Below are 19,671 nucleotides of genomic sequence, written 5' to 3'. Positions count from 1 at the left end.
CATTGCATCCTTCGGATTGGCAGGCGGGACACAGTTTGTTACTTTGCCTGCACGATAGTGCCAACTCTGGGCGTGCAGCCAGAACAGACAGAGGTATCCCGAGCGCCCGCAAGCGCTCCAGCAGGGGAGTTACTGCGTGGTGGTCCGGCAGGAGCCGGGCGATCAGCAGCCGAGAAACGAATAAAAACAGCACCGGTTGCAACGACCGGGCAATAAATCTTGGCCGTCAAGGAGGTAATGCTGTCTATGAACAGTCAGATGGGGGGACGTTCGTCCATATTCTGGGCGCCCCGGCGTGCCGGCGCGGTGATGGGGCTCCTGCCGCTGCTGGTGGCGGGATCGGCGCAGGCCCTGGAGTTCAAGCTGGCCGACAACGAGATCACCGGCTCCCTGGACAGCACCGTGTCGTATGGCGCGATGTGGCGGGTGCAGGGTCGTGACAAGAGCAACATCTCGGACATCAACGCCGACGACGGCAACCGCAACTTCGATACCGGGCTGGTCTCCCAGGTGTTCAAGCTCACCTCGGACCTGTCGGCCAAGTACCAGAACTACGGCCTGTTCATGCGTGGCACCGCGTACTACGACACGCAGATCATGGACAAGCGCAACGACTACTACGACACCACCGATGGGGTGGTGCGGCCCAGCCAGTCGTATCCCCAGGACGATCACTTCACCGAAGACACGCGGCACATCGCCGGGCGCAAGGCCGAGCTGCTGGACGCCTACCTGTCCGGCAGCTGGGACGTGGCCGAGCACCCGCTCACCGGGCGCGTCGGTCGCCAGGTGCTGAACTGGGGCGAGGGCGTGTTCTACCGGGGCGGGGTCAATACCATCAACCCGGTGGACGCCGCGCGCTTCCACCTGCCGGGTTCCGAGCTCAAGGAAGTGCTGGTGCCGGTGGAGGCGCTGAGCTTCAACTTCGGCCTGACCGACGACCTGTCGATGGAGAGCTTCTACCAGTGGAAGTGGAAGGAAACCCGCCTCGACTCGGTGGGCACCTTCTTCTCCGACACCGACCTGTTCAGCGACGGCGGCAATACCGCCTACACCACCGAGGACAACCCGCAGATCAAGGAACTGCTGGCCGGCTACCCGACCGTGGCGTCGCTCGGCCTGCTGGGCAATGGCCCACACGGCCCGAACTCCTTCCTCGACCCGAACACCGGCACCTTCAAGGTCGCCAACGTCGGCAGGGACATCGACGCTCGCGACAGTGGCCAGTTCGGCGTGGCCTTCCGCTACATCGCCGAGCAGCTGAACTCCACCGAGTTCGGATTCTATTTCGTCAACTACCACTCCAAGGAACCGCAGATCGCCGTTGACCTGCGCGACTACCAGGGGGTCGATGTGGCGGCGCTGAACTCGCTGCTCGGCCCGCTGGGGCTGGGTGATGCGGTGCCGGGCCTGTCGACGCTGGACATGGCCAGCAACGCCGAGGCGCGCCGCGACTACGTCGAAGACATCCGCATGTACGGCTTAAGCTTCAACACCACCCTGGGGGATGCCTCGGTGTCCGGCGAGATCGCCTACCGGCCGAACATGCCGATCAGCATCTCCGCCACCGATGACCTCCTCGGTGACCTGCTGACCCAGGGGGTACTCGGCAAGACCAACCTGTTCGATGCCAACGTCCCGGCCAACCAGGCCTGCGCACCGGTGGCCGGCAAGGAACTGTGCCGTGGCAGCCTGTTCGAGAACTACGAGCGTGCCGAGACCTACAACATCTCGCTGTCGACCATCTACAACCTCGGTCCGCACCTGTCCTTCGACTCCATGACCGGTGTCGCCGAACTGGCCTCCGAGCACATCCGTGGCAGCAGCCTGACGTACACCGCCTGGGACGGCAGCGAGCGCAAGTTCGTCGGCGCCCAGGACAAGGCCTATGTCGGCGGCAACGGCGACGACGTGCAGATCAGCCGCGACAGCTACGGCTACACGCTGTTGCTCACCGGCAGCTGGAACGACGTCTACGCTGGGGTGAAGGTTTCACCCTACGTCGTCTACCAGGATGATTTCAGCGGCAACTCCGACCGTACCGGCAACTTCATCGAGGGGCGCAAGGCCTATACCCTCGGCATCGACGCCAGCTACCTGAACACCTTCGAGGTCGGCACCCAGTACACCAACTACTATGGCGCCGGCTCCAGCAACTCCATGCGCGACCGCGACAACGTCTCGCTCACCGCGAAATACTCGTTCTGATCCGGAGAGAACCATGTACAAGAAGAGTTCCCTGATCGTCTTTGCGGCCCTGGCGGCACTGGCCGTTACCGATGCACGTGCAGCGGTTTCGGCTGACCAGGCAGCCAAGCTCAAAAGCAGTCTTACCCCGATGGGGGCGGAGAAGGCCGGCAACGCCGCCGGCACCATCCCCGCCTGGACGGGCGGCCTGACCTCAGCGCCTGCCGGCTACAAGGGGCCGGGCACGCACCATGTCGATCCCTTCGCCGGGGAGAAGCCGCAATTCGTCATCACCAAGGCCAACCTGGACAAGTACAAGGCCAACCTGACGGCGGGGCAGGTCGCGCTGTTCAACGCCTATCCGGACAGCTTCCAGATGCCGGTCTACGCGACTCACCGCACCGGTTCAGCACCGCAGTGGGTGTATGACAACATCTTCAAGAACGCCACCAGCGCCAAGCTGGTGGAGGGCGGCAATGGATTCACCGACGCCTACGGCGGCGTGCCGTTCCCCGTTCCGCAGAGCGGCGTGGAGGCGGTGTGGAACCACATTGCCCGCTACCGTGGCACCTACATCGTGCGCCGTTCTTCCCAGGCGGGTGTGCAGCGCAACGGCGCCTATTCGCTGGTGACCAGCCAGGACGAGGCTCTGTTCCGCTTCTACGATCCCAAGGGCAGCTACGACAAGCTCGGCAACACGCTGTTCTACTACATGACCTTCACCACCGCCCCGGCGCGGCTGGCCGGTAACGGCGCGCTGGTGCAGGAGACCCTCGACCAGGTCAAGGAGCCGCGCCAGGCCTGGGGCTACAACCCCGGCCAGCGCCGTGTGCGTCGCGCGCCGACCCTGGCCTATGACACCCCGATCGAAGACTCCGATGGCCTGCGTACCGCCGACGACACCGATATGTACAACGGTGCGCCGGATCGCTACGACTGGACCCTGGTGGGCAAGAAGGAAATCTACATCCCCTACAACAACTACCAGGTCACCAGCCCGGACGTTAAGTACAAGGACCTGCTCACCCCCGGCCACATCAATCCCAAGTACACCCGCTACGAGCTGCACCGCGTCTGGGTGGTGGACGGCAAGCTCAAGCCCGGCGCGCGGCACATCTACTCGCGCCGTACCCTCTACCTCGATGAGGACAGCTGGGGCGCCGCCGTGGTGGACCAGTACGACGGCCGCGGCGAGCTGTGGCGCGTGTCCCAGGCCTACCTGAAGAGCTTCTACGAGCAGCCGATGGTGTGGACCGCGCTGGACACCTTCCATGACCTCCAGGCCCATCGCTACTGCATCCAGTGGCTGGACAACGAAGAGCCTGGCACCGCCGATTTCAGCCAGCCGGCGCCGGACGATTCCAACTTCAGCCCGTCGGCGTTGCGCCGCAAGGCTTCGCGCTGATCCTGAAAACGACAAAGGCCCCGAAAGGGGCCTTTTGTTTTCTGCGGCTATCGCGGGCATTTGAGTTGGAGGCGGGCGGCTCTTGTAGGAGCGGAGCTTCTCCGCGATAACGGGCGCAAGCCCGTTGCTCCACGCATTCATCCGGATGCATCGGCGCCCTTCGCGGATAAGATCCGCTCCTACGAAAGCGGCGCGATGCCACGGCAACCGTAGGCGTTCCGCTGACTCAGTCCCCGCGATACTCGCAACCGCTGGTGCAGGTCTCGTGCACTCGTACCTTGGACAGCTCCGGCAGCAGCGGCTTGAGCTGTTGCCAGATCCAGCGGCAGAGGTTTTCGCTGGTGGGGTTTTCCAGCCCCGGAATGTCGTTCAGGTAGTTGTGGTCGAGCTGGTCGTAGATCGGCTTGAAGATCTGCTTGATCTCGGCGAAGTCGCGAATCCAGCCGGTATGCGGATCGACTTCACCCTCGATGTAGATGGCGGCCCGGAAGGAGTGGCCGTGCAGGCGGCCGCACTGGTGCCCGGCGGGGACGTGGGGCAGGCGGTGGGCGGATTCGAAGGTGAATTCCTTGAACAGTTCCAAAATTGCGTGCTCTATGACGATCGCCAGCCCTGGAGCGGGCTGGCCGGAAAATGGGCACTCAGTCTACCACCAACCCGCAAGTGGGGCCGGAGGTTCCGGCCAGTGGCTCAGCGGATCGCCAGACGCTTCGCCAGGCGATTGAGGTTGGCGCGGTCCAGCCCCAGCTCGCGGGCGACCGCCGCCCAGTTGCCGTCGTGGCGCTCCAGGCTGTGATTGATCATGCGGCGCTGGAAGGCATCGAGTGCCGGACGCAGTTCGCCTTCCGCGCCGGCCTCAGGGGCAGCGTCGGAGAGCGCGGCAGTGGTGGGGGCGGGCAGTTTCTGCTGCTCCAGCCCTAGATCGTCTAGCCCCAGACTGAGGATGCGCGAGCGCTGCGGATGGTTAGCCAGTGCCTTGAGCGAGGCGCGACCGATCAGGTGTTCCAGCTCGCGCACGTTGCCGGGCCAGCCGTAGTCGAGGAGGGCGGCCTGGGCCTCGCGGGTCAGGCGCAGGCTGCGCAGGCCCAGGCGCGGGCGGTTATCTTCGAGGAAGTAGCCGGCCAGCAGCAGGACGTCGTTGCTGCGCTCGCGCAACGGCGGGACGCGCAGCGGATAGACGCTCAGGCGGTGATAGAGATCGGCGCGGAAGCGTCCGGCACGCACTTCTTCGGCAAGGTCGCGGTTGGTGGCGGCGATCAGGCGCACGTCGACGTGGTGCTCGCGGTCCGAACCTACCCGCTGCAACTGTCCGCTCTGCAGCACGCGCAGCAGCTTGGCCTGGATCGCCAGCGGCAGCTCGCCGACCTCGTCAAGGAACAGCGTTCCGCCATCGGCCAGCTCGAACTTGCCGCGCCGCTCGCCCACCGCGCCGGAGAAGGCGCCGCGGACGTGGCCGAACAGCTCGCTTTCCACCAGGGTTTCCGGCAGCGCCGCGCAGTTCAGGCTGACCAGCGGCTGCTCGCGGCGCTGGGAGTTGGCGTGGATCGACTGCGCCACCAGTTCTTTGCCCACCCCGGTCTCTCCGGTGATCAGCACGCTCAGGTCGCTGCCGGCCACCAGCTGGATTTCATTCATCAGCGCCTGGTGCGCCTTGCTCTGGCCGATCAGCTCCCGTGGCTGGTCGCCGGACGCGCGCTGGTAGGCGTCGGCGCGTTGCTGTTCGTGCTCGGCGCGCAGGGCGAGGTCGAGCATGCGCTGGCTGGCCTTCACCGTGGCGGCGGCGAGGCTGGCAAAGGCTTCCAGATTGTCGAGGTCGCCGATGGAGAAGCGCTCCGGGTCGAGGGCATCGAGTGTCAGCAAACCCCACGGCTGCTCGTCGAGGAACAGTGGGCAGCCCAGGCAGTCGTGCACTTCCAGATGGCCGTGCAGGCCCTCCACCAGGCCGTCGTAAGGGTCCGGCAGACCGCAGTCGGCGGCGAAGCGGGTTGGCCCGGGGTGTTCGAGGAGTGCGCGCAGGCGCGGGTGCTCGCTGATCTTGAAGCGGCGGCCGAGGGTGTCGGCACTGAGCCCGTCGACGGCCAGCGGCACCAGTTGGTCGCCTTCCAGGCGCAGCAGGGCGGTGGCGTCGCAGGGCAGCAGTTGGCGGAGCGCTTCCAGCAGGCGCCGATAGCGTTCGCTGTCGGGCAGTTCGCGGGAGAGGTCGGCAACCAGCGGGAGCAGGGTGGCCAGCAAGGGGTTTCGGGTCATTTTGACCTCTTTGGAGTCATTATGACTCATGAAGATAGTGGTCATTATGACTCAATCTATTCCAAAGGTCCCGGAAATACTGGGCTCCAGGGTTGGCACGCTTTCTGAAATGGTTTCTGTAGAAAGCACAGGCAGACCACTCTCTACCTGGCCAATCCGAGGAGATCCCGATGCTGTCCAATGAACACCGTACCCTGGTCAAGGCCACCGTTCCGCTGCTGGAGACCGGCGGCGAGGCGCTGACCCAGCACTTCTACAAGATGATGCTGAGCGAATACCCCGAGGTACGTCCGCTGTTCAACCAGGCGCACCAGGCGTCCGGCGACCAGCCCCGCGCCCTGGCCAACGGTGTCCTGATGTACGCTCGTCACATCGACGAACTGGAGCAGCTCGGCCCGCTGGTGGCGAAGATCGTCAACAAGCATGCCGCGCTGCAGATCCTGCCGGAGCATTACCCGATCGTCGGCAGCTGCCTGCTGCGGGCGATCCGCGAAGTGCTCGGCGAGGAAATCGCCACCCAGGCGGTGATCGATGCCTGGGCCGCCGCCTATGGTCAGCTGGCCGATATCCTGATCGGCGCCGAGGAATCGGTGTACCAGCAGAATGCCGAGCAGCACGGCGGCTGGCGTGGCGCGCGGCGCTTCCGTGTCGCCCGCAAGGAAGTCGAGAGCGAGGAAATCACCTCCTTCTACTTTCAGCCGGTGGACGGCGGTGCGCTGCTGGACTTCCAGCCCGGCCAGTACATCGGCCTGCGCCTGGAGTTGGACGGCGAGGAACTGCGCCGTACCTATTCACTCTCCGATGCCCCCAATGGCCGTGAATACCGCATCAGCGTGAAGCGCGAGACAGAGGGCAAGGTCTCCAACCACATGCACGACGCGCTGAAGGTGGGCGATGAGATCGACCTGTTCCCGCCGGCTGGTGATTTCTTCCTGCGCGATGGCGACAAGCCTCTGGCTCTTATCACCGCTGGCGTGGGCATCACTCCGGCGCTGGCGATGCTCAAGCAGGCCCTGGACGGCGGTCGCGAGGTGCATTTCATCCATTGCGCCCGTCATGGCGGCGTGCATGCCTTCCGCGACTGGATCGAAGCGCAGTCCGAGGCCCATCCGCACCTGCTGCATTACTTCTGCTACAGCGAGCCGCGCGAGCAGGATGAGGTGCACGCCGAGGGTTTCCTCAGCCGCGACCTGCTGGGCCAGTGGCTGCCCGCCGATCGTGACCTGGACGCCTATTTCCTCGGGCCCAAGCCCTTCATGGCCCAGGTGAAGCGTCACCTGCGCGAGCTCGGCGTGCCTGAGCAGCAGACTCACTACGAGTTCTTCGGCCCGGCGAGCGTGCTGGAGGCCTGAAGCTGAAACACCCGGCCCGCTCGCGGGCCGGTTCAACCGAGGAGGTGTGTGATGGATGGTCTTTTCGCTTGCCCCAGACGGAACCTGGTGATGTCGTCGACGTTGCTCGGCAGCGGGATAGCGCTGTTTCTGGTGGGGATCACCGGGGCCTATCTGATCGATGCCAGGTTGTCGCTGTCGGCAATCGTGGCATCCCATGCCCTCACCATCCTCGGTCCTACATCGCTGAAGCTGGGCTATGTGCTGCGACTCATCGCCCAGCATCAGATGCGCAAGGACGGTTGGGAGGCATGCTGTGTTGCTGGTTGATCGAAAAGCCCTGTTGACCATTGCGCCGCTGTGGCGCCTGGGTTTCCGCCCATTCTTCCTCGGTGGCGCGCTGTTCGCGCTGATCGGCATTGCCGCCTGGGCCGCCGTGCTGCTCGGTGTTCTGCCGGCCTGGCAGCCGCTGGGCGGCTGGCTGGCGTGGCACCGTCATGAAATGCTCTTCGGCTTTGCGGCGGCGATCATCGCCGGCTTCCTGCTGACCGCGGTGCAGACCTGGACCGGCCGTCCCGGCGTCAGCGGCAAGCCCCTGATGCTGCTGTCGCTGGTCTGGCTGGCGGCACGCCTGGGCTGGTTCGCCGGAGCGCCGCTGTGGCTGGTCACTCCGCTGGAGCTGGCGTTCCTGCCGGCGCTGGCCTTCTTCATCGGCCGTAGTCTTTGGTTGGTTCGCCAGAAGCGCAACTATCCGGTAATCGCGGTGCTGAGCCTGCTGGCCCTGGCCGATGCGCTGGTGATGGCGGGTTTGTGGACCGGCAACGAAAGCTGGCAGCGCGGCGGCGTACTGGCCGCGCTCTGGCTGGTGGCGGCGCTGATGGGTCTTATCGGTGGCCGTGTCATTCCCTTCTTCACCCAGCGCGGGCTGGGCCGCACCGCCCAGGTGCCGGCCTGGAACTGGCTGGATAATTCCCTGCTGGGCGGTACCCTGCTGGTGGCGGTCCTGACCGCAGTCGGCCTCGGCCTGACGCCGCATCCGCTGGTGGGCGTGCTGTTTGCGGCGCTTGCCATAGGCCACCTGATCCGCCTGTGGCGCTGGTACGACAAGGACTATTGGGGCGTCCCGCTGCTCTGGTCGCTGCACCTGGCCTATGTGTGGATGATGCTGGCCCCGGCGGGCATGGCGCTGTGGAACTTCTCGCCGGCGTTCAACATGAGCCTGGCCATCCACGCACTCACCGTGGGTGGCGTTGGCGGGCTGATCCTGGCGATGGTCGCGCGAGTGAGCCTCGGCCATACCGGCCGGCCCCTGCAACCGCCGAAGGCGATGTCCTGGGCCTTCGCGCTGCTCAACCTGGGTGTCGTCGCACGGGTGTTGCTGGTGATGTGGTGGCCGCTGGAGGGCCTGAGCATCGCCGCCGTGTGCTGGGTGGTGGCTTTCCTGCTGTTCGCCTGGCACTACGGCCCGATGTTCTGGAAGCCGCGTCTGGATGGGCAGCCGGGCTGATCGGAGTTGCGTTGTGAAGCCGCCGTTGGCGGCTGATCGCGGGCATGGCCCGCTCCTACGAATGTGCTGAGTTGTCTTACTCTGCCTGACGCAGGCGCTTGAGCTCGTCGCTCAGCCAGGCGCTGGCGTCCTGCTTGCCGGCCGGGCAATCCACCTGATAGCGCTGGCCGCTCATGCTGCTCTTGGTCGCGGCGCGTACGATGAAATCCTCCGCGCTGCTCACCATGTCCTTGTTCTCCAGGTAGTCCAGCTTCTTCTGCAGGTGCGCCCGCGCCTCGGCAGCGGGGTACTCGCTGCCGTTACGGATGAACTGGCAGTTGCTGTGCTCGATGAAGTCCAGCAACTGGGTGATTTCCTTCTGCGCCTTGGCATCGACTGAGGCTTGCGCGCCGACGCCGATGAACAGGAGCGATACCAGGAGTGAACGGAGCATTCGGTTGCGAGGCATGGCGATTCCTTGCCGGAGTTGTGAAGTCGCCGATTATGTCAGCGGCAGCAGGCGTTCACCCAGTCGGCCGCTGTCTATCAGTTCAAGGAACTCATCGCCCATCCGCCGGCTCTCGTCCATCGCTTTGTGCCAGTAGCGCTCGCGGCCGGCGTCGTCGCCCAGGTAGCGGTGGAAGTCCTTGCGGTCCGGCAGCTTGTTGTGCGGCAGGCGCGCCAGGTACTCCTTCGACGGCGCGAGCAGCAGCACGTCCTGCAGGCGGCCGGCATCGCCACGACGCCAGGGCAGGCCCTTGTCGAACCAACCGGGGATCACCTTGTCGGTGAAGTGCGGGTAGAGCACCACGCCTTCGGGCAGGTAGGGCAGGTCGAGGTGATAGTCGAGCAGGCCGCCGTCACGGTAGGTGCCAGGGCCGGCGCCGGGAATGTCGCGCACGCCTTCCATCACCATCGGGATCGAGCCGGAGGCGAGCAGGGCGTGGCGCAGGTTGGCCAGGTCCAGGTGCAGGTAGCGCGAGGGGAAGTCCGAAAGCGGCTCCAGCGGCGGCGCCCGGCGCGCGTCGTGGATGATCAGCCGCTCGAAGTGCCGATGCAGATGGCGGCGCCCCACCAGGTTGTCGCGGATCACCGCCCCCAGTCCGAGGCCGAGGTTGGCCTTGCCGTCCTGCGCGAGGCGGCCGTGGCTCTTCACCACCACCACGTTGAGTCGGTACCAGGGGTTGTCCAGTACGCTGGCGTCGCGGCCATCGAGCAGGTCGTCGAGCATTTTCGAGCAGCTTTTCGAAACGTCGGCGATGCTCGCCTTGCGGGCGAAGCGTTGCTGGGTATAGAGCTCGCCGAGACGACGGATGCCTTCGACCGGATCGGGCAGGCAGGCGCTGGCGAAGCGCCAGGAGCCGATGGACGCGCCGATCAGCGAGCGCTCGCGCGGAGCGCGCGGCAACCATTCGCCGAACAGCGCCAGGTCCAGGCCCTGGATGCCCAGCGCCTTCGGGCCGCCAGCGGCGCCAGGCAGGATGCCGACGTCGGCAGGGGCGAGGCCCTGTTCGCGGATGCGCTTGAGCGCGCGGGTACCGGCCTTGAGAGTGAGAGCGGGGGTCTTGATCTGGATGGCAGTCATGCGGGCCTCGCGGGTGCAGGCCAGCGATTATAGAGCCTGTATGCAGGGCGCAAGGATACTTCATGAGGTGAATGACCCTTGCCGATTCAGCTTGAATTAAGTCCTTCACCTTAGTCTTAGGACGATGCCAATTCAGACGAGGTGCTTGCCCATGAAACCGCTGATCCTGCTGACGGTCGCCACCGCGCTGCTGCTTGGGGCTGCCGCGGCGATGGCCCACCACATCAGCCCGGATGAGGCCTTGCGTCTGCGCGATGCTGGCACCATCCGCGATCTCGAGACCCTGAACCAGGCCGCACTGGGCAAGCATCCAGGCGGATCGGTGTACGATAGCGAGCTTGAGCTGGACCATGGCCGCTACCTCTACAAGGTCGATATCAAGGACGCCCGGGGCGTGAAGTGGGATGTCGCACTCGATGCGGTGAGCGGCGTAATCATCAAGGATCGCCAGGACGACTGATGAAGATCGATTTACCGCGCGCGGCCCTGCTGGCCGTTGCGCTTGCCTTGTCGGCCGGTGCCGCGCAGGCCCACGACCTGAGCCAGGACGAGGCCCTGCGGTTGAGTCGTGAAGGGGTGATCCGCCCGTTCGAGGAAATCCTGCCCATCGCCCAGGCCCGTTATCCCGGTTCGAAGCTGCTGGAGGCAGAGTTGGACAGGAAGCACGACGTCTATGTCTACGAGGTGGAACTGCTGACCGCCGAGGGCGTGGTACGCGAGCTGAAACTGGATGCCCGCGACGGCCGCATCCTCAAGGATAAGGAAGACGACTGATGCGCCTGTTGCTGGTGGAAGACCATGTCCCCCTGGCCGATGAACTGCTGGCCACCTTGACGCGCCAAGGCTATGCCGTCGACTGGCTCGCCGACGGTCGCGATGCCGCCGTACAGGGCGCGAGCGAGCCCTACGACCTGATCATTCTCGACCTCGGCCTGCCGGGGCGCCCCGGCCTCGACGTACTGCGCGAATGGCGTGGTATGGGATTGGCCGTACCGGTGCTGATCCTCACCGCACGCGGCTCGTGGGCAGAGCGCATTGATGGCCTGAAGGCCGGCGCCGACGATTACCTGACCAAGCCTTTCCATCCCGAGGAGCTGCTGCTGCGCATCCAGGCGTTGCTGCGCCGTGCCCGTGGACTGGCCAACCAGAGCCAACTGGAAGTGGCGGGGCTGAGCCTGGACGAGGCGCGGCAGTGCGTGCAGCAGGGCGGCAAGGATGTCGACCTGACGTCCGCCGAGTTCCGCCTGCTGCGCTATTTCATGCTGCACCCCGGTCAGCTGCTGTCGAAGTCGCACCTTGCCGAGCACCTCTATGACGGTGAGACCGAGCGCGACTCCAATGTCATCGAGGTCCACATCAACCATCTGCGCCGCAAGCTCGGCCGCGAGATCATCGAGACCCGTCGTGGCCAGGGCTACCGCTTCACCGGCAGCGCCGGCGGGGCCGTCCGTTGATGTCGATCCAGCGCCGGCTCGGCCTCGGGCTCGGCGTGGTGCTGGTGGTGATCGGCCTGGTACTGGCGCAGACCGGACTCTGGCTGTTCGACCAGGGCCTGCGTCGATACCTGGCCGATGGCCTGCAGGACGAGGCGGAAAGTCTGCTGGTGGGCATCATGCGTGGCCCTGCCGGCCTGCAACTGGATGATCAGCGAGTGGACGCCGTCTATGAGCGGCTGTTCTCTGGACGCTATTTCGTCATCCGCTTCGATGATGTCACCTGGCGTTCGCGTTCGCTCTGGGATCGCGAGCTGGAGCTGCCGCCGCAGAAGGGCCTTCTCCGTGACCTGGAGAAAGGTCCGGAGGGGCAGCGTCTGCTGGTCTATCGCGGGGACTACAAGCGCTACGGCAAGCAGTTGCAGATAGTCGTGGCGCAGGATTACACGCCGATCCTCAAGAGCTTCAACCGCCTGCGCAACATCGGTCTGGGTGCCGGTGGCGTGGCGTTGCTGCTGATCCTGGTGTTCCAGGGATTCACCGTTCGCCGCGCACTGCGCCCGCTGGAGCGGGTACGCCAGCAGATTGCACAATTGCAGGAAGGACAGCGCAGCCAACTGGACCGACCGGTGGCGCAGGAGCTGGAGCCGCTGGTGGACCAGGTCAACCACCTGCTGCAGCACACCGAGGACACCTTGCGTCGCTCGCGCAATGCCCTGGGAAACCTCGGGCATGCGTTGAAGACGCCGCTGGCGGTGCTGATCAGCCTCGCCGAGCGCGATGAGGTGCGCGGGCACCCGGAAATGCGTCGCGTGTTGCAGGAGCAGCTGGAGCAGATCGAGCAGCGCCTGGCCCGCGAGCTGGGGCGCGCACGACTGGTAGGCGAAGCGCTGCCCGGCGCGCATTTCGATTGCGATGCGGAGCTGCCCAGCCTGTGCGAGATGCTGCGGCTGATCCATGGCGAGCATCTGAGTATCGAGTGGGCGGCGACGCCTGGGCTGCGACTGCCGTTCGACCGCGAAGACCTGCTGGAGATGCTCGGCAACCTGCTGGACAACGCCTGCAAATGGGCGGACGCCCAGGTGCGGCTGACGGTTGGGAAGGGCGCCGATAGCTATCGTTTGAGCGTTGATGACGACGGCCCCGGCATTGCCGAGGATCAGCGCGAAAGCGTGCTGGAGCGCGGCACGCGGCTGGACGAGCAGGTGGCGGGGCACGGCCTGGGATTGGGAATCGCGCGGGACATCGCGGCGGCCTGTGGCGGCAGCTTGAGGCTGGAGGCGAGCGGGCTGGGCGGGTTGCGCGTGGTGGTTGAGCTGCCGCGTCGGGTGGCGTGATTCCAGCTTTTGTAGGAGCGGTCTTTGTACGCGATGAGTATCGTGCCCGCGATGAGCCCAGCAGCGCGGCGGATCGCGGACGAAGTCCGCTCCTACGAGAGCATTGGACGCTCTGCGGTCAGACGCGGAACTGATCCATCAACCCCTGCTGATGATTGGCCAGCTTGTTCAGCGACTGGCTCACCTGCGCCGATTCCTGCGCCTGGCTGGACAGCGATTCGGTCACGTCGCGGATGCCGGCGACGTTACGGTTGATCTCCTCGGCCACCGCGCTCTGTTCCTCGGCGGCGCTGGCGATCTGCAGGTTCATGTCGGTGATCACGCCGACCGCCTCGCCGATGCGTTTCAGCGCGGCCACGGCCTGCTCGACCTGGGACACGCTGTCCTGCGCCTGGCGGTGGCTGTTGTTCATCGCGCCGACCACGTCGCGGGTGCCGTTCTGCAACCCTTCGATGACCTGGCGGATTTCCTCCACCGAGTCCTGGGTACGCCGGGCCAGGTTGCGCACCTCGTCGGCGACCACGGCGAAACCACGCCCCGCCTCACCGGCGCGGGCGGCTTCGATGGCGGCGTTGAGGGCCAGCAGGTTGGTCTGCTCGGCGATGCCACGGATCACTTCCAGCACCGAACCGATCTGCTCGCTGCTCGCCGCCAGGCCTTCCACCTGGCTCATGGCGCTGCTCATGTCGCTGGCCAGTTCGTCGATCAGGCGGGTGGTGTTGTCGATCACGTTGAGACCGTCGCGGGTCGCGCCGTCGGCGCCACGGGCGGCATCGGCGGCCATGGCCGCGCTGTTGGCGACGTCGTGGGCGGTGGCGCTCATCTCCTGCGAGGCGGTGGCGACCTGGTCGACTTCGCGGAACTGCTGCTGCATGCCGGCGCTGGTCTGGCTGGCGATTTCCGAGGACTGGTCGGCGGTGGCGCGGGCATCCTGCACCGAGGATTTTACGTCGCGGATGATCGGTTGCAGCTTGTCGAGGAAGCGGTTGAACCATCCGGCCAGTTCGCCCAGTTCGTCTTTGCCGGAATAGTCCAGACGCTTGGTCAGGTCGCCCTCGCCGCTGGCGATGTTGCGCAGCATGGCGGCGACCTTGAGGATCGGCCGGGTCACGCCACGGGCGGTGAGCCACATGGCGAACAGGCCCCCGAGGATCGCGATCAGACCGAAACCGAGCTGGGAAAGGGTGCCCTGGGTGCGTTGCTCGTCGAGCTGCTGTTGCAGGGCGATGGCCGGGCCGAGCAGTGTCTGTTCCGGCACTTCGAGAAGGACGGCCCAGGGCTTGGAGCCGGGGATCGGTTGCAGCGGCTCGATGACCCGCAGTTGATCGTCCTGGCGCAGCACTTGCTCGTGGTTGCTGGCGATGGACTGCAGCAGCTGGGCGCCTTGGCCGGGATAGATATCCTGCAGGTTCTTGCCCAGCAGGCTGGCGTCGGCGCTGTGCCCGGCAAGCAGGCCGGCAGCACTGACGATGCTGACCTTGCCCTGGCCGTCATACAGTTCCTGGCTGCCCTGGAGGCTGATCTCCTGGAGCTTATCCAGACTGATGTCCAGGCCCATCACGCCGACGATCTTGCCATCCAGTTCCAATGGGAAGGCAATACTGGTCATCAGCATCTTGCGCCCGCCGACCTCGTCGAAATACGGGTCGAGCACGCAGGGCTGGCCGGTGGTCTTCGGGCACGTTAACCAGGCGTTGTAGGGGGCGCCGCTCGGGCCGGGGCTAGTGTCGGCGAGCATGGCTTCGTTGGTCGCCTCGGACTCGAGGTGGCCCGGCGTGGCCTGTGACCAGTAGAGCGAGAAGCGCCCGGCGTCGTTGCTGCCGATCTCGGCCTGGCCGGCGAACAGCTGGTCCTTGCCATCCAGGGCATTGGGCTCGAAGGCAACATAGAGGCCCAGCAGTTCGGGGTTGCCTTCCACGGCGGTCTTCACCTGGCGGGTGAGGTCCTCGCGCAGGTCGTAGGCATCGAGGAAGCGCTTCTGCGCTTGATCGCGCAGGAACATCACCTGCCGCGAGAAGCCTTTGCCGTACTGGTAGGCATCCATGATGTAGCGCTGGATGCGCATCGCCTGGACTTCGCCGCGCGAACGCAGGCGCGCCTGGGCGGCTTCGTCGAGCATGCGGGTGCTGGACTCCTTGACCAGCGCGGTGCTGTGCTGGGTGCGGAATACGGAAAGGCCGGACAACAGCGACACCACGCCAAGCAGGCAGAGACCGGCGAGCAGCGTGATCTTCCATTGGATGGAAAGGCGGCGGAGAAGCATGGTCATGTCCTTGAGCAGGAAAACTCGGGGCTGCCGGGTTATCGGCCTTTTTCGCCCCTTCTTGATCGATGGCAGGAGAAAACGCCAAAAAACAGGCGATTCTGGTGTGTCCGTTCCAAGGGCAGCGTTTTCTCAGCAAAAAGCATGTTCGCCAAGGCGAAAATCCTGTTGCGAATGCGTCGCTGGCTGCACGAAAGACTTTGATTCGATTGGCTTTTTGACAGGCTGGGTAGGGTTCGGCAGAGTACGCGCCTTTTTTTTGCCTGCCCCCCCGTACCGGCCGGGCCGGCTTCGTAGGAGTGATGAGATGAATGCGGTGCTGATCGCCGTTGGCCTTATGCTGGTACTGAGCCTGTGTCGCGTGCACGTGGTGGTGGCGCTGATCGCCGGCGCCGTGACCGGTGGGTTGCTCGGTGGCCTGGGCATGGACGGGACGCTCAAGGCGTTCAACGCCGGCCTGGGTGGTGGTGCGACGGTGGCGCTGTCCTACGCCATGCTGGGCGCCTTCGCCGTGGCGATCGCGCGTTCCGGCATGGCCCACGCGCTTGCCGACCGCGCACTGGCGATGCTCGGGCGGTACGAAGACGGAGCGCCGGCGGGTTTCAAATGGCTGCTGATCGGACTTCTGCTGCTGGTGGCGATCGCGTCGCAGAACCTGCTGCCGATCCACATTGCCTTCATTCCGCTGCTGGTGCCGCCGCTGCTCTATGTGCTGACCCGCCTGCAGATCGATCGCCGGCTGATCGCGTGCGTGATCACCTTCGGCCTGATCACGCCCTACATGTTCCTGCCGGTGGGATTCGGCAACATCTTCCTCAACGAGATCCTGCTGGCGAATGTCGCGCGCAGTGGGGTGGATGTCAGCGGCGTGGACGTCAGCCGGGCCATGCTCATCCCGGCACTGGGCATGGTCTGCGGCCTGCTGGTCGCGGTGCTGTTCAGCTACCGGTGCAAGCGCAGCTATGACCTGGAACGCATCGAACAGGCCGAGCGGGTGAGCGCTCCCTATAGCCCGATGAGCCTGGCGGTGGCCGGCGTTGCGGTCGTCGCGGCGTTCGTCGTGCAGTTGTGGCTGGATTCGATGATCCTTGGCGCGCTGGTGGGGTTCCTGGTGTTCTCCCTCTCTGGCGTGGTGCGCTGGAAGGAGGCGGATGATCTGTTCACCGAGGGCATGAAGATGATGGCGATGATCGGCTTCATCATGATCGCCGCCGCCGGTTTCGCCGAGGTAATGAAAGCCACCGGCCAGGTCGCCACCCTGGTCGAGAGCGCGGCTGCCTGGATTGGCCACAGCAAGGCCCTGGGCGCATTCCTCATGCTGCTGGTGGGGCTGCTGGTGACCATGGGCATCGGTTCGTCCTTCTCCACGGTGCCGATCATCGCTGCCATTTTCGTCCCGCTGGCGGTACAGCTGGGCTTCAGCCCGCTGGCCATTGTCAGCATCGTTGGCACCGCCGGCGCACTGGGGGATGCGGGTTCGCCGGCGTCGGACTCCACCCTGGGCCCGACCTCGGGCCTCAATGTGGACGGCCAGCACAACCATATCTGGGACACCGTAGTGCCCACCTTCCTGCACTACAACCTGCCGCTGCTGGCGTTCGGCTGGGTGGCGGCAATGGTGCTGTAAGGCGGTTAGTGCGCTGCGAAAGTTGCACTCGGCAGGCTGGGTGCTAACTAATGAGCAGGTTTCCCCTTCTTCAGGGCCTGCTCATGTTCGAATCGAAACTGGAATACCGGACTTTCCTGCTCCTCCTGGCGATGGTCACTATCGCCTTCGCCTGGTTGCTGTTGCCGTTCTATGGCGCAGTGTTCTGGGGCACCATCCTGGCGATCATCTTCGCGCCGCTGCAGCGCCGCCTGCGCGTGCGCCTGAATGGGCGCAACAACCTGGCGGCGCTGATCTCGCTGACCATCTGCCTGCTGATCGTGATCCTGCCGATAACCTTCATCGCCGGTGCGCTGGTGCAGGAAGGGGCGACGGTCTACCAGCAACTGAAGTCCGGCGATCTCAACTTCGCCGCGTACTTCAAGGCGGTGATGGATGCGTTACCGCGCTGGGCTTACCACTGGCTGGAGCGTTTCGACCTGACCGACCTGTCCGGGCTGCAGGATAAGCTGTCCAAGGGTGCCATGCAGGTCAGCCAACTGGTGGCGACCAAGGCCTTCAGCATCGGCCAGAACACCTTCGACTTCGTCATCAGCTTCGGCATCATGCTCTACCTGCTGTTCTTCCTCCTGCGCGATGGGCCCGCCCTGGGGCGCCGCATCAAGCAGGCGGTGCCGCTGAGCGTCGACCACAAGCAGCACCTGTTCACCAAGTTCACCACGGTGATCCGTGCCACGGTGAAGGGCAACATCGCCGTAGCCGTGACCCAGGGTGCGCTGGGCGGGTTGATCTTCTGGTTCCTCGGCATCCAGGGCTCGCTGCTCTGGGGCACGCTGATGGCGTTCCTTTCGCTGCTGCCGGCCATTGGTGCGGGGCTGATCTGGGTGCCGGTAGCCGCCTATTTCCTGCTGACCGGCGCGATCTGGCAAGGCGTGGTGCTGACCCTGTTCTGTGTGCTGGTGATCGGCCTGGTGGACAACATCCTGCGCCCGATCCTGGTCGGCAAGGACACCAAGATGCCGGACTATGTGGTGCTGATCTCCACCCTTGGCGGCATGTCACTGTTCGGGCTGAACGGCTTCGTCATCGGTCCGCTGATCGCCGCGCTGTTCATCGCCTCGTGGGACCTGTTCACCGGGCGTGAAGGTGAAGAACGCAAAACGGCAGGGTAGGGCACTTTGCAGGAGCGAGCTTGCTCGTGAACGGTGCCGGTACAAGGCCGGAGTGATGCGGTTCGCGAGCAAGCTCGCTCCTACGAAACGCGCGCAGGGTACGAATCCCGCCCAATAAAAAACCCCGCCGAAGCGGGGTTTTTCATGCCTGTCGATCTCAGCCGGCGACGGCCAGACCCGTGTGCTGCAGGATCTCCAGCAGCGGCTGCGGGTACACGCCGAGGAAGAAGGCGAGCAGGGCGATGGCCACCAGCATCATGCCGCCAGCGCGCTGGGCCCAGTCCAGGGGAGCGTCGTGGCGCTTCATGTTCGGCTCGACCAGGAACATGGTCACCATGACGCGCAGGTAGTAGAACAGGCCGATGGCGCTGCCCAGTACCAGGGAGCCGACCAGCCACCAGTGCTGGGACTCGACGCCGGTGGCGACGATGTAGAACTTGCCGATGAAGCCGGCGGTCAGCGGGATGCCGGCCAGGGACAGCATCATCACAGTCATTACCGCGGTCAGCACCGGGCGGCGCCAGAACAGGCCGCGGTACTCGAACAGCGCGTCAGCGTCGCGGCCGCTGTACGGGGTGGACATCAGGGTGACCACGCCGAAGGCGCCCAGGGTGGTGACGACGTAGGTGGTCAGGTAGACGCCGACCGCTTCCACGGCCAGGCCCTTGCTCGCCACCAGGGCGATCAGCAGGTAGCCGAAGTGGGCGATGGACGAGTAGCCCAGCAGACGCTTGATGTTGCTCTGGGTCAGCGCCAGCAGGTTGCCGATCAGGATCGAGGCGATGGCGATGACCGCGATGGCGTCATGCAGCAGGCCGTTGTTCAAGGCCGCCGGAGCGATCTGGAACAGGCGCAGCAGCACGGCGAACACGGCAACCTTGGCGGTGGTGGCCAGGAAGGTGGCGACCGGAGCCGGGGCGCCTTCGTAGACGTCCGGGGTCCACAGGTGGAACGGCGCCACGGACAGCTTGAAGCCCAGGCCAACGACCATCATGCCGACGCCGATGGACAGCAGCGGACCATGGCTGGTGCCTTCGGCCAGCGAGGCGCCGATGGCGGAGAAGCCCAGGCTGCCGGATTCGGCGTAGAGCAGCGCCATGCCGAACAGCAGGAAGGCGGAACCTGCGGCGGACAGTACGGTGTACTTGATGCCGGCTTCCAGGGTGCGCTTGTTGAAGAAGGCGTACGCCACCATGCCGTAGACCGGCACCGACAACAGTTCCAGGCCGATGAACAGGCCGGCCAGGTTCTGCGCGCTGACCAGCACCAGGCCGCCCGCGGTGGACAGCAGCAGGAGCAGGTAGAGCTCTTCGCGGTTACCCGGGTAGCTCTCCATGTAGGCATGGGCGAGCGTGGTGCAGGCCAGGGCACCGACCAGGATCAGGGCCATGTAGAAGCAGGCGAAGTTGTCCACCAGCATCAGCGAGGTGACTTCGATCGGGGTGACTTTCAGCACCGGGAGGATCGACAGCAACGCCAGGTTCAGACCGATCACCGAAAGGGTGGCGGTCATCGTGTGGTTACGCTTCCAGGCCACGGCGAGCATCACCACCACCAGGGTGGCGCTGGTGATGAGCAGCGGCAGGAGCGCGATGAAGTGTTGGATCGTGAAGGTCATG

The 19,671-nt window shown here is 65.2% G+C and carries 17 protein-coding genes; 11 read left to right on the top strand and 6 right to left on the bottom strand.

Annotated elements, in window-relative coordinates:
• Window positions 1–246 precede the first annotated feature (246 nt).
• Together GA645_RS16590 and GA645_RS16585 are read left to right on the top strand one after the other, a co-directional pair.
• The gene (locus GA645_RS16590; protein WP_152224101.1) at window positions 247–2,208 is read left to right on the top strand and encodes a DUF1302 domain-containing protein; all 1,962 of its coding nucleotides are present in this window, start codon (window positions 247–249) and stop codon (window positions 2,206–2,208) included.
• A gap of 13 nt (window positions 2,209–2,221) precedes the next feature.
• Window positions 2,222–3,592: a DUF1329 domain-containing protein gene (locus GA645_RS16585; RefSeq protein ID WP_152224100.1), complete on the top strand. Its 1,371-nt coding sequence runs from the start codon at window positions 2,222–2,224 to the stop codon at window positions 3,590–3,592.
• A 226-nt stretch (window positions 3,593–3,818) separates the two neighbouring features.
• Here the strand turns inward: GA645_RS16585 and queD are convergent, their stop codons facing one another.
• Together queD and norR are read right to left on the bottom strand one after the other, a co-directional pair.
• Window positions 3,819–4,175: a 6-carboxytetrahydropterin synthase QueD gene (gene queD / locus GA645_RS16580; RefSeq protein WP_017516521.1), complete on the bottom strand. Its 357-nt coding sequence runs from the start codon at window positions 4,173–4,175 to the stop codon at window positions 3,819–3,821.
• A gap of 107 nt (window positions 4,176–4,282) precedes the next feature.
• Window positions 4,283–5,839: a nitric oxide reductase transcriptional regulator NorR gene (gene norR, locus GA645_RS16575; RefSeq protein ID WP_152224099.1), complete on the bottom strand. Its 1,557-nt coding sequence runs from the start codon at window positions 5,837–5,839 to the stop codon at window positions 4,283–4,285.
• Between the two features lie 170 nt (window positions 5,840–6,009).
• Here norR and hmpA point away from each other — a divergent pair, with 170 nt between their 5' ends.
• The 3 genes from hmpA to GA645_RS16560 are packed head-to-tail and all read left to right on the top strand — an operon-like array spanning window position 6,010 to window position 8,677.
• Window positions 6,010–7,191 carry an NO-inducible flavohemoprotein gene (hmpA, locus tag GA645_RS16570; RefSeq protein ID WP_152224098.1) on the top strand — a complete coding sequence of 394 codons (1,182 nt, stop codon included), beginning with the start codon at window positions 6,010–6,012 and terminating at the stop codon, window positions 7,189–7,191.
• A 51-nt stretch (window positions 7,192–7,242) separates the two neighbouring features.
• Complete coding sequence (locus GA645_RS16565; protein WP_152224097.1) at window positions 7,243–7,500, top strand: transmembrane sensor/regulator PpyR; 258 nt, start codon at window positions 7,243–7,245, stop codon at window positions 7,498–7,500.
• The gene (locus tag GA645_RS16560; protein WP_152224096.1) at window positions 7,487–8,677 is read left to right on the top strand and encodes an NnrS family protein; all 1,191 of its coding nucleotides are present in this window, start codon (window positions 7,487–7,489) and stop codon (window positions 8,675–8,677) included. Before GA645_RS16565 ends, GA645_RS16560 begins: the two co-directional genes overlap by 14 nt.
• Window positions 8,678–8,753: 76 nt before the next feature.
• Here the strand turns inward: GA645_RS16560 and GA645_RS16555 are convergent, their stop codons facing one another.
• Both GA645_RS16555 and GA645_RS16550 read right to left on the bottom strand, forming a co-directional pair.
• The gene (locus GA645_RS16555) at window positions 8,754–9,125 is read right to left on the bottom strand and encodes a DUF5329 domain-containing protein (protein ID WP_178119561.1); all 372 of its coding nucleotides are present in this window, start codon (window positions 9,123–9,125) and stop codon (window positions 8,754–8,756) included.
• A gap of 33 nt (window positions 9,126–9,158) precedes the next feature.
• Window positions 9,159–10,241, bottom strand: a complete 1,083-nt coding sequence (locus tag GA645_RS16550; RefSeq protein WP_152224095.1) for a patatin-like phospholipase family protein — start codon at window positions 10,239–10,241, stop codon at window positions 9,159–9,161.
• Window positions 10,242–10,392: 151 nt separating this feature from the next.
• Between GA645_RS16550 and GA645_RS16545 the strand changes: the two genes are divergently transcribed.
• The 4 genes from GA645_RS16545 to GA645_RS16530 are packed head-to-tail and all read left to right on the top strand — an operon-like array spanning window position 10,393 to window position 13,011.
• Window positions 10,393–10,701, top strand: a complete 309-nt coding sequence (locus GA645_RS16545; RefSeq protein ID WP_152224094.1) for a PepSY domain-containing protein — start codon at window positions 10,393–10,395, stop codon at window positions 10,699–10,701.
• A complete protein-coding gene (locus tag GA645_RS16540) occupies window positions 10,701–11,015 on the top strand; it encodes a PepSY domain-containing protein (protein ID WP_152224093.1) in 315 nt (104 codons plus the stop codon). Before GA645_RS16545 ends, GA645_RS16540 begins: the two co-directional genes overlap by 1 nt.
• The gene (locus GA645_RS16535; RefSeq protein ID WP_152224092.1) at window positions 11,015–11,695 is read left to right on the top strand and encodes a response regulator transcription factor; all 681 of its coding nucleotides are present in this window, start codon (window positions 11,015–11,017) and stop codon (window positions 11,693–11,695) included. Before GA645_RS16540 ends, GA645_RS16535 begins: the two co-directional genes overlap by 1 nt.
• A complete protein-coding gene (locus tag GA645_RS16530) occupies window positions 11,692–13,011 on the top strand; it encodes a sensor histidine kinase (RefSeq protein WP_178119560.1) in 1,320 nt (439 codons plus the stop codon). Before GA645_RS16535 ends, GA645_RS16530 begins: the two co-directional genes overlap by 4 nt.
• A gap of 118 nt (window positions 13,012–13,129) precedes the next feature.
• On the opposite strand, the gene GA645_RS16525 is transcribed toward GA645_RS16530, so the two are convergent.
• Complete coding sequence (locus GA645_RS16525) at window positions 13,130–15,274, bottom strand: methyl-accepting chemotaxis protein (protein ID WP_152224090.1); 2,145 nt, start codon at window positions 15,272–15,274, stop codon at window positions 13,130–13,132.
• A gap of 307 nt (window positions 15,275–15,581) precedes the next feature.
• On the opposite strand from GA645_RS16525, the gene GA645_RS16520 reads away from it, so the two are divergent.
• Window positions 15,582–16,901: a Na+/H+ antiporter family protein gene (locus GA645_RS16520; RefSeq protein ID WP_152224089.1), complete on the top strand. Its 1,320-nt coding sequence runs from the start codon at window positions 15,582–15,584 to the stop codon at window positions 16,899–16,901.
• A gap of 83 nt (window positions 16,902–16,984) precedes the next feature.
• Window positions 16,985–18,052 carry an AI-2E family transporter gene (locus tag GA645_RS16515; RefSeq protein ID WP_152224088.1) on the top strand — a complete coding sequence of 356 codons (1,068 nt, stop codon included), beginning with the start codon at window positions 16,985–16,987 and terminating at the stop codon, window positions 18,050–18,052.
• Window positions 18,053–18,209: 157 nt separating this feature from the next.
• Here GA645_RS16515 and nuoN read toward each other — a convergent pair whose 3' ends face one another.
• Entirely contained in the window at window positions 18,210–19,670 is a 1,461-nt protein-coding gene (gene nuoN, locus GA645_RS16510) for an NADH-quinone oxidoreductase subunit NuoN (RefSeq protein WP_152224087.1), read from the bottom strand.
• Window position 19,671: the final 1 nt, after the last annotated feature.

Source organism: Pseudomonas sp. SCB32, assembly GCF_009189165.1.
GTDB lineage: Bacteria > Pseudomonadota > Gammaproteobacteria > Pseudomonadales > Pseudomonadaceae > Pseudomonas.
This window is presented reverse-complemented; position numbering and strand designations above follow the sequence as displayed.